The 10,337-nt window shown below is 65.4% G+C and carries 8 protein-coding genes; 2 read left to right on the top strand and 6 right to left on the bottom strand.

Going from position 1 to position 10,337, the window contains the following annotated elements; all coding sequences use genetic code 11:
- The 5 genes from PMI01_RS05605 to PMI01_RS05625 all read right to left on the bottom strand — a co-directional run.
- Positions 1-505, bottom strand: a 505-nt coding sequence (locus PMI01_RS05605; protein WP_035034835.1) for an aminotransferase class III-fold pyridoxal phosphate-dependent enzyme, incomplete at its 3' end; no start/stop codon positions are given.
- A 328-nt stretch (positions 506-833) separates the two neighbouring features.
- Positions 834-1,799: a PDR/VanB family oxidoreductase gene (locus PMI01_RS05610; RefSeq protein WP_007665050.1), complete on the bottom strand. Its 966-nt coding sequence runs from the start codon at positions 1,797-1,799 to the stop codon at positions 834-836.
- Positions 1,800-2,122: 323 nt separating this feature from the next.
- Positions 2,123-2,902, bottom strand: a complete 780-nt coding sequence (locus PMI01_RS05615; RefSeq protein WP_007665052.1) for a coniferyl-alcohol dehydrogenase — start codon at positions 2,900-2,902, stop codon at positions 2,123-2,125.
- A 39-nt stretch (positions 2,903-2,941) separates the two neighbouring features.
- Positions 2,942-4,201, bottom strand: a complete 1,260-nt coding sequence (locus tag PMI01_RS05620) for an MFS transporter (protein ID WP_157223686.1) — start codon at positions 4,199-4,201, stop codon at positions 2,942-2,944.
- 220 nt (positions 4,202-4,421) lie between these two features.
- Positions 4,422-6,581, bottom strand: coding sequence for a TonB-dependent receptor (locus tag PMI01_RS05625; RefSeq protein ID WP_007665056.1), 2,160 nt, complete (start codon positions 6,579-6,581; stop codon positions 4,422-4,424).
- A gap of 162 nt (positions 6,582-6,743) precedes the next feature.
- Between PMI01_RS05625 and PMI01_RS26005 the strand changes: the two genes are divergently transcribed.
- Together PMI01_RS26005 and PMI01_RS05635 are read left to right on the top strand one after the other, a co-directional pair.
- Positions 6,744-7,247, top strand: coding sequence for a MarR family transcriptional regulator (locus PMI01_RS26005; protein ID WP_007665058.1), 504 nt, complete (start codon positions 6,744-6,746; stop codon positions 7,245-7,247).
- Between the two features lie 376 nt (positions 7,248-7,623).
- Positions 7,624-8,733, top strand: coding sequence for a Rieske 2Fe-2S domain-containing protein (locus tag PMI01_RS05635; RefSeq protein WP_238537008.1), 1,110 nt, complete (start codon positions 7,624-7,626; stop codon positions 8,731-8,733).
- 336 nt (positions 8,734-9,069) lie between these two features.
- Here the strand turns inward: PMI01_RS05635 and PMI01_RS05640 are convergent.
- A partial coding sequence (locus PMI01_RS05640; protein ID WP_007665072.1) for an NAD(P)/FAD-dependent oxidoreductase occupies positions 9,070-10,337 on the bottom strand: 1,268 nt, incomplete at its 5' end.

The raw sequence follows: 10,337 nt of genomic DNA on the forward strand, positions 1-10,337 counted from the left end.
CCCCGCCGCAGGCGGACATGCCGCCAAAGTGCAGTCCGTGATAGCCGCCCCGCAACGAAACGAACTTCACGCGCTCGGGCTCGCCGACCAGCTTCCAGTACTGCCGCGCGATCTTGAACGCGGTTTCCGTGGCGTCCGAACCGCCCGAGCCGTAGAGCACCTTGGCCATGCCTTCCTGGGCGGTCAGCTCGCAGAGCTTGGCCGACAGGCGCACGGCCGGGGCGTTCGCGCTGCCCGGGAACATCGTGTAGTAGGGCAGCTCTTGGAGCTGGGCCGAGATGGCGTCGTTGATTTCCTGACGACCATAGCCGGCGTTAACGCACCACAGCCCGCCCTGGCAGTCGATCATGCGCCGACCATCCAGGTCGGTGACATGGACGCCGTCGCCCTTGACGACGATCGGCGGCGGGTTGGCCACGGTGTCCTTGGGATCGGCCATGGGGTGGAAGGCGAAGCGACCCACGGTCTGCTTCAGCCAATTGGAATCCGATTCCCGGTCTGTCATCCCGCCCATGTCCGCCATCACCTGCTCCTTAAGCACCGCGACGCCTTCGCCTCGCTTGGCCGGAAGGGACCACAGCTCAGACCTGAAAACCCTACCCCCCAAAGGCGACCTCCGACGGCGAGCGCCGCCTCTGGTGCGCGGCGGGAGGACCGCGGGTCACCGTCGATGACCTCTGAGGATAAGACCGACTACCCAGCGATCAGCGAGCTTGGCGTTGTCGTCGGCGTCCACGGGCTACGCTCCGAGCGACCGCCGAGGCGGGGCGAGCTCGTGTCGATACAGGCAAGCGAAGGACAGTCCCGCCTGGGGCCAGCCCCCTCTTCATGCGTCAAACATCGATGACCAGCATCGGCGTCTTGGATCGCGAGCAGCAGGGGGTAAATTGGTCGTTCTTTTCCCGCTCTTCGTTCGTCAGATAGAAATCCCGGTGCTCGGGCACGCCATCCAGCACGCGTGTGATGCAAGTGCCGCAGACGCCTTGCGCGCACGAGGTGGGCAGATCGACGCCGGCATCGCGCAGCACGTCCGTCACCGTGGCGTCGGCGGGGATGTCGAACACCTGACCGGTGGACGAGATTTTGATCTGGAATGCGCCGCCTTCAGCAAACATCGCCTCGGGATCGGCGCTGAAGTATTCGCGGTGAACCTGCCGGTCGGCATAGCCTTTGGCGGCGGCCGACCTCAGTACGAGGTCGATGTAGCCCGTGGGGCCGCAGACGTAGACGTGGGTTCCTAGACAGGGTTCGCCGAGGACGGCGTCGATATCCAGGGCGTGGGCTTGGCCTTGATCGTCGAAGTGGAAGTGAACCTTCTCGGCGAAGGTTGACGCCCTGATCCGATCATGGAACGCGCAACGCGCCCGGGAGCGAGCGCAATAGTGCATCTCGAAGTCAGCGCCGAGCGCTGACAACCGCTCCGCCATGCAGAGGATCGGCGTCACGCCGATGCCGCCGGCGAACAGCAGCGTGCGCTGGGCGGAATGTTCAAGCTGGAAATGGTTGCGGGGCTCGGAGATGCGCAGGTCCTGCCCCTCCCCGATTTCGTGCATGCCTGCCGAGCCGCCGCGGCTGCGGGGGTCCTTCAGCACGCCGATCACGTATCGGCTGCGTTCAGAGGGGTTGTTACACAGCGAATACTGCCTCACGAGGCCGGCTCTGACCTCGACGTCGATATGCGATCCGGCGCTGAAGGGTGGCAGATCACCCCCTGTCGGATCGGCCAGTTCGAACACGGCGATGTCCTCGGCTTCGATGTTCTTCCTGGTGACCTTTACGGTCATCAACGGCTGAAGCATGGGCGACTCCGAGGGGTAAGGGGTGTGTCAGCCGACGAAGCGGCGCACCGGGAGACAATTGGGATTCGTCGACAATTGGCGACGCGTGACCTGCTCGGTCGCGGAACAGGATCAAGCTTCTGGCCAAGGGCCAGGATCGTCTCGGGCGCGTCTGTCGTGTCCCCGGTCATGCAGATCGGGCGCCCGTGGCGGCGCAAGACCTCACCCGTCGGGTTTCTCCCGACCTCGGTCTGCGCGTTGAAGGTGAGACCGGTGGACTCGCAAGCGCGGCCACCCGTGCTCGTCATGTGGATCTCGCTGACAAAGGGCCATGAGAGGAGCCGTCAGAGACCGTGCGCCTGCGCCAGAATGTGGGCTGACGCCCCGCCGTCCACCGGGAGGTTGGCGCCGCGGATCCACCGGGATGGGTCCGACAGAAGGAAGGCCACCACGGGCGCGACGTCCGCGGCGTTGGCGGCGCGACCGGTATTGACCCGGTCTTCCTCGACCAGCTTGCCGAAAGCCTGGATGAAATCGGGCAGGATGGGCGTTGCGATGGGGCCGGGGCTGACGGCGTTCATGCGGATGCCGTGGTCGCGCCAGGTAAAGCGGTTGTGGAACGTCCAGACGATCACGGCTTCCTTGCTGAACGAATAGGCTCGCTCCGCCGACATGTCCTGGGCGCGGCAGAACGCGGCGATGCCGTCGAAGTCCAGGTCCTGCGCCGCCTTCACCTGCTCAAGGCTCCGCGCCCAGCCATGCCCCGCGAGGGATGCGAGGTTCACGATCGCCGCGCCCCGGTTCATCTTGTCGACGAGCCGGTAGGTCAGGTGCTTGAGGCCGATCAGGTTCACCGCGAGGACTTGCTCAGCGGACCGGGTGGGCGGCAGGCCGGCGATGTTCGCCAAGCCGTCCAGGCCCTCGGGCAACGCGCGCGCAAGGTCGTCGATCGAACCGGGGTTTGAGAGGTCGGCGCGGAAAAACTCGTCCACCGCCGCGGTCGGCTCGTTGATGTCGACGGCCAGAACGCGTGCGCCCTGCGCCTTCGCGATGAGAACCGTCTCGTGGCCTATCCCGGAAGCAGCCCCCGTGATCACGAGGGTTTTGTTCTCGAGGCTGTTCATCAAGGATCTCCAGCTTTGCCAGCGGACGGAAACAGGCGTTCAGTCGACCGACCGCCACCGCATGAGGACGCTGCGCAAGGCGACCCCGACCAGCGTCGCCAGGATCCCGACCACGACGGCCATGGTGGCCAGGCCGTAGCCAAGGGCGTGGCCGCCCTCGAAGAACCTGTCGGAAAGGAGAGCGACCACCATGGGTCCCATGCCCTGGCCAATCAGGTTCTGGGCGAGAAGGTAGAGGGCCGTCTGCTTGCCCATCAGATGGCTCGGGGTGACCTGAGCGAGGATGGTGGCGCCGACGGCGTAGAAACTTCCCGCGAAGGCGAGTTTCACGCAGATCGCGACCCACATCAGTTCCACGGTGGGGGCGAAGGGAATGGCGACGATCGCGATCAGCGAGATGACGCTGGCGAGGATGCCGTAATCTAGCAGTGAGCGGCCTCGCGCCGTCAGCCAGTCCATCACGAAGCCGCCGGCGAACAGGCCAATCGGCGGCAATATCAGATAGGCGAGCCCCATCACGCGGCCCACCTGCGGCGGAGAAAGGCCCCACTGGCGACTGGCCAGGGCGGGGAGCCAGGCGCTGCTGCCGAAGGTCAGCATGGCCTGCAAGGTCGTGAAGGACAGCAGGAGGAAATAGATCCAGCCATTGGCCTTCATGTGAGACCAGACCTGACCGTATCCGGCGGGCTTGGCGCCCTGGACGTCCACCCGGCGCGCGGGCTCCTTGACCAGGAACAGGAGCAGGGTGAGCGGGAAGCCGGCCGCTCCCACGATGATCAACACGCATTGCCACGGCTTCATCGCGCCAAGCACCGGCCAGGCGGAGAAACGGCCGTCGCTCGCGGCGGCCAGAAGAGCGCCGCCCAGCAGGAGGGCCAAGGCGGAGCCAGCGTAGGGCGCCATGGCCAGGACGCTGTAGGCGCTGGCGCGGCGCGACGGCTCCACCGCGTCGCGGATGAGCGAGAAGGACGCGGGGGCGATAACCGACTCGGAGAAGCCGACGCCGGCCCGCCCCGCAAACAACTGACCGAAGGAGCGGGCAAAACCGCAGACAATGGTCATCGCCGACCAGACAACCGCGCCGATGGCGATGAGTCCGCGGCGATTGTAGCGGTCAATCAGATAGCCGGCCGGCAGGTTCATCAGGCTGTAGAACAGGGCGAAGGAGAAGCCGAGCAGCAATCCCATGCGCGTGTCGGACAGGCCCAGATCAGCTTTGATGGGCTGCACCAACAAGGTGAGCACCTGCCGGTCGATGAAAGACCATGTGTAGACCACCCCGATCACCGCCAGCAGCACCCATCCGGCCATTCCAAACGGGCGGCTTGGGGACTGGGTTTGCGACTCTTGTTTGGGAGGGCGAACCATCAAGTCTACCTCGTCGTTGTGAAGACGGGCGCAGGGCCCCGTCGATGGATATCGAGCGTGCTGCGCAGGGAGCGTGCCGGGCCGGCCCAGCGCTCACGACGTGGAGGCAAGGACGTCGCCGCGGCGAAGACACCGCGGCGACGGTGGACGATCAGAACTGGGCGCGGAGCGTCACACCGAAGTTCCTCGGCGCTCTGGCGTGTCCCCAGAGACCGGCGGGCGTGTTGCCGGCGAACAGAAGCACCGGCTCGTTCTCCAGGTTGTTTCCGTAGATGCTGATCTGCCAACGATCCTCGGGGGCGTGATAGGTCACGTCGAAGTCCGTGGTGGCGAAACCGGACTTCAGGCGTCCAGGGATGCGCTGCAGCACGATGTAGGAATGACTTTCGAATTGCTGGCTGAGACTCGCCACGACGCGGGCGTCGTTGGGCAGTTCAAAGCTGTGGCTGTAACCGAGGTTGCCAGACCACATGGGCGCGCGTGTCAGATCCTCGCCGGCATAGTTGGCCGCCGGCACGTTGGTGGGGGCGAAGGCGGCCTGCGTAAACTCGACGTAGCGGGCCACGTTATACTGCAGTTGAACGCTGAGACGGTCGTGGGGCGTGATCATCCAGGCCGACTGGACCTCCAGGCCCCAGTTCTTGGCCTTGGGCGCGTTCACCGTCATGAAGGCGATATTGGCCGGGCTTTGGCGCGGCGTGACGCCGTTGACGAAACCGAACTGGGACACCTGGAAATTCCGGTAATCCCAGTACCAGGCCTCGAGGTTCAACTGGAAGCGGCGGTCGAAAAAGCGGTTCTTCGAACCGACCTGGTAGGACGTCATCGTCTCGGGCTCGTAGGTGTTCGGAGCGCGGCCCACGAAGAACCCGCCGGCCTTGTAGCCGCTGGAGATGTTCGCATACAGGAGCGAGTCAGGGGCGAGATCGTAGTCGACGCCCACGCGATAGTCCGTGCTCTCCCACTGCGCGTCGCCGATATTGGCGTATTGGCTCAGCACCGGATCGCCCGGCACGTCGGACACCGAGGTCGTCGTCCCGCGCATGGTCTTTTTGTCGCGCGAATAGCGCAGGCCAAGGGTGAACCTGAGCCGATCATTGGCCGACCAAACCCCCTGCCCGTAGAGCGCCCAGGATCTCAGATCCAAAGGATCCAGCACCTGGATCGAACGGGTCGGAATCTGGGTCTTCTGATCGTTGCGAGAGACCTGCTGGTCCAGCAGGTAGAGAGCGCCAAGCGTCCACTCCAGACGGCCAAAGGCGGGCTCCGAAGACGCCAGTCGCGCCTCAAGGCTCTTCTGATCGGCCTTGCTGGTGACCCGCTGACGGAAACCGCCGCTGTAGGTCAGGGCGTCATACTTCGCGCCGAGGAAGGCCGGGATCAGGGTGAGCTTGGCGAACCCAAGGCGCCAGTCGATTTGGGCGCTCAAGCCTCGCGTGGTGAGATCCTGCCAAGCGTCCCGGGGCACGCGCGTACCGCCGTTGAGCAGCGAAGGCCCCTCATCGACCCGCCAGGGATCGCTGGGGAACAGAAAGTCCCCGGTCGGCGACTTCAGCGGCACGTCGCCCACGCCCGCGCCCTGCGCGTTGTAGTAGGAACCCGTGACCAGGACGGTCAGATCTTCGTTCGGCTTGTAGATCCCCTTGACCCGAACCCCGACGTTGTCGGCATCGTCGGAGCCGCTGGTGAGATAGGGGTCGCGCTTTTCTCGCTGGAAGCCCGCCCTGAAGGCGAGCGTTTCATTGACGGGAATGTTGACGACGCCCTCCAGCCGCAGGAGGTTGAAGTCGCCGAGGGTCACGCCCGCAGAACCGCCGAAGTCGAAGGTGGGGTTTTTCGAGATGACGTTGATGGCGCCCACGGTGGCGTTGCGGCCGTAAAGCGTGCCTTGCGGACCCTTGACGACTTCAACGCGATCCAGGTCGAAGAACAGGCCATTCATCCCGATCGGCCGCGAGACCGCGACGCCATCGACGTTGTAGGCCGCCGCGGGGTCGTTGAGCACGTTGGCGACAACGCTGCCCACGCCGCGGATGAAGATGCCGGGCTGAGCCCCAACCTCGAGAATCTTCAGGCCCGGCACCACGTTCTGAATCTTGCTCGCGGTATTGATGTTTTGCTGTTGCAAGTCCGTGGCGCTGACCGAAGATACCGCCAGCGGTAGATTTTGGATGTTGGTGGCGCGAAAATCAGCCGTGACGACGACTGTTTCGAGTTGCACCGTCGCCTGGTCGGCAACAGCGGTTTGGGCCGAAGCGGTAGTGGCCGCGAAAAGAGCGGCGCCGCTCAGCAGAATGAGCCTATAGCGCACGATATGACCTCCCTGGCCCGCTCCTGTGCTGTTTGCCAGCCTCATTGGATAACGGGTTAAGCAAATGCATAACGTGTTATATTATTCCTGTCACGCCCTTCCCGCCGCATTTCGTGGCTCCGTCCCAGGGGCGCGTAGAATGAAATTATCGGAGCCGCCAAGATGCCGGACGACATGAAATTGGAGGACGTCGCCGACCCCGCGTACTCGCCGGGATTGTTCGATGAATCGCTCCCGGTGATCCTGCTTCGCGCACGGATCGCGGTAACGGCCTGCTTTCGGCCCGTCCTGACGCAGCATGAGCTCACCGACGCGCAGTGGCGGGTGATCAAGGTGCTGGCCGGCAGCGGACCCATGGACGTCAGCGAATTGTCGCGGCGCACCGACCTGCTCGCGCCCAGCATATCGAGGATCGTCCGCGACCTGGGCGTGCGAGGCGTCACGAGTCGAACGACCCCACCGCAGGATGCGCGCCGCTCCATCGTGGGGCTCACCGATCAGGGGGAGGCTCTGGTGGACAAGCTCCAAAAGGCTGTAACGCCGATCCACCACCATCTCGATGGCTTGCTCGGCGAAGACAAAAAAGATCTCAAGCGGATCCTGGCCCGCCTGACGGCGGCCCTCTCAGCGTCGCTGCCGGAGGGTTGGCAGCAAGGCGAGGAATAGGGGGCTGTCCGCCCTGGGCAGAACGGTCGATGGTCTTGCGTTCCAGCGACGCAGGCAGGCCTTCGACGCCGCCCTCGCGGCCCAGTTCCGACGGCTTGAGTCCGCCGAAGGGGACGGATGGGCCCATCTGAAACGGGTTTCCGAAGGGCGATGGCGCTCCAAACGCGCCGAGCGCATCGCGCGTCGAACAGCCGTCGTTTCTCAACTCTCGCGCAGCCCAGCTTGACAGCGACAGAGCCGATCCGCAGGTTAGTGAACGCGTTAAGTAATCTTGGAGGGGTCGTTGGAAAGCGATGATGCGATGGTCGGGACCGGATATTCCAGGTCCCCCTCCCGGTTTAACGCCACCTTGACGGAGGTTGGCCGGGGCACGCCGATGGGCGAGCTTCTGCGACGCTATTGGCACCCTGTCGGACTATCGAACGACGCGGGCGATGTTCCACGCAAGGTGCGGGCGCTCGGTGAGGACCTTATCCTCTTCCGGGACGGGAACGGCAGAGCGGGTCTCGTCCATGACCGCTGCTGTCACCGCGGCACGACCCTCTATTATGGCAAGGTCGAAGATCGCGGCATCCGCTGCTGCTACCATGGCTGGCTGTTCGATGTGGAAGGCCGCTGCCTGGAACAGCCCGCCGAGCCTAATCTGGGCGAGCAGTTTCGCGGAAAAGTGCGGCAACCCTGGTATCCCACCAAGGAACAATACGGGTTGGTCTTCGCCTATATGGGCCCGCCCGAGCGGATGCCGGTCCTTCCGCGTTGGGCGTGTCTCGAGACACTTGACGAAGGCGAGTTCATCGACGCCGACGACAATTCCATCGGCTCCGGCGGCGGCGTCGTCGTCCCCTGCAACTGGTTGCAGCACTACGAGAACGTCGCCGATCCGTACCACGTGCCTATCCTGCACGGCAGCTTCAGCGGCACGCAGTTCACCGAGATCATGAACCGGTTCCCAAAGGAGGTGGAGTTCGCCTTCACCGAGCGCGGGGTGAAGATCCGCACGACCAGGCCGGTTGAAGGCAAGGGAACCCTCAACCGGATCACCGAAGTCCTGCTCCCCACGATCCGCGGCGTTCCCAACCCGGTGCACGGTGCTTTTGGCGTTCCCGTCGAGTCCCTGGGCTGGACCCTGCCCATCGATGACACCCACTACCGGATCTACACCGCCGGCCGGGTGCGTGAGAAAGGCGTCTTCCTGCCGCGGGCCGAAGGCGGGGCTTTGACCCGCGCGTCCTGGTTCGACATGTCCGAGGAAGAACGCCGGGCGAAGCCGGGCGACTATGAAGCCCAGACCGGTCAGGGCCCGATCACGCTGCACTCGGAAGAACACCTCGCCAGTTCGGACCGCGGGGTGGTGATGGTGCGTCGCCTGTTGGAGAAGCAGCTCAAGGTGGTGGCTGAGGGGGGCGATCCCATCGGCGTCTCTTACGACGGGAACGCCCCGCCGATCCGGCTCGAGGCCGGAAACTGGCTGGCGCAGGAGTCGTGAAGAGCAACGTTGTCCATCGGAGGGATCAGGTCGACAGCCTTGCCCGGCCCGACTTTCTGCTGGCCGCTCGCGACGCGTTCAAGTCGGACGACACCAACCCACCCAAGGACTGACGCCTGTCCAGGGACGGCATCTGATTGCGCCAGACGACGCCACGGCAGACCAACAAGGCGTGGGCGCCGGGCGCGACCTGGACGCCGATCGCTTCGGATGCGGGTTCATGCCCCCAGGCTTCGGCGAAACCATGGCGCCCCGACCGCGCGGTCTGAGCAGGCGGCGCCGAACAGATGGGCCGAGGTGCGGCGACGACCGCGCGGGCCCATCCGTCTCCTCCGTCTAGCCGCGGAATTCCAGCTTGGAGCCGTCGCTGAAACGGGAAAAGCGATAGGGTGAAAGGTCGATGCTCGGCTTGGCGCCGGTGACCAGATCGGCCAGCGCCTCGCCGGCGGCGGGCGCCATCGTCAGGCCATAGTAGAAGCCCGATCCGACAAACAGACCCGGTGTTTGGCTCACCGGCGACAGGACGGGCATGTTGTCCAGGGTGCTGGTCAGCGCGCCGCTCCAGGTCTCGACGAGCCGGCTGTCGCCGAACGTGGGATAGGCGGCCTTGAAGTCGCCGACCACGGCGTCCAGCAGCCTGTGCCGGGTTTCGGGCATCAGGATTCGGTTGCGCTCGAAGGGCGAGGCCTCGTCCAGTTTCCAGTGTTTGGGAATCCGCCACTGGTCCATGAAGGTCTGGACGTTGAGCACCGGTCGGACCTGACTGCCCATGGCCCGGAAGGCGGGCAGCAGGCGCGGCAAGTCGCCCAGGATCGCCGGCGTGATCGGGGTCGTGCCGATCGCCGCGCAGACGTCGTAGGCGCCGCTCAGGGTCGGCCGCATGATCACGCCGCTGCGCTCGAAGACGAGCGGAATCTGTGGGCTGGGTCCACCGGACGGCGGCGAGAGGCGGGCGATGCCGGAAAAGGCCATGAATTGCGGCAGGTCCAGACCCAGGCTGCGCGCGAAGACGGGCGACCAGGCCCCGCCGGCCAGCACCACGGCGCCGCACAGGATCGCGCCCTTTTCCGTGACCACGCTGGAGACCCGACCCGCGGACATCTCGATCCCGCGGGCGGCGCAGCCTTGAAGGATCACCCCGCCGCGACGACGGAAGGCCTCGGCCATCGCCGAGGCGGCCAGTTGCGGCTCGGCCACGGCGTCGCTGGCCTGATAGATGCCGCCCACGAAGCTTTCCGTGCTTCCGCCGGCCATCTCGGCGGCCTGGGCGGCGGTCAGCATGCGGGCGTCGATGCTCGGGGCCCCCTTGGCGCTTTCCAGCCATCCGGCGGCCCATTCCACGCTTTGGGGGGTGGAGAACAGGGCCGCCAGGCCGGGGCGCCGGTAGCCGGTCTCCGCGCCGACGCGCCGGTTCATGTCCGCCCAAAGCGCCTTGGAGCGGGCGACGATCTCGATCTTGACCGGATCGAGGAACTGGCCGTCGATATAGCCCAGGGAGCGGCCGGAGGCCTCGCCGGCGATCACGCCCTTTTCGCAAAGCACGACGCGCAGTCCGCGCTCGACCAGGCTCAAGGCCGTCATGCAGCCGATGTTGCCGCCGCCGA

The organism is Caulobacter sp. AP07, assembly GCF_000281955.1.
Taxonomy (GTDB): Bacteria; Pseudomonadota; Alphaproteobacteria; order Caulobacterales; family Caulobacteraceae; genus Caulobacter.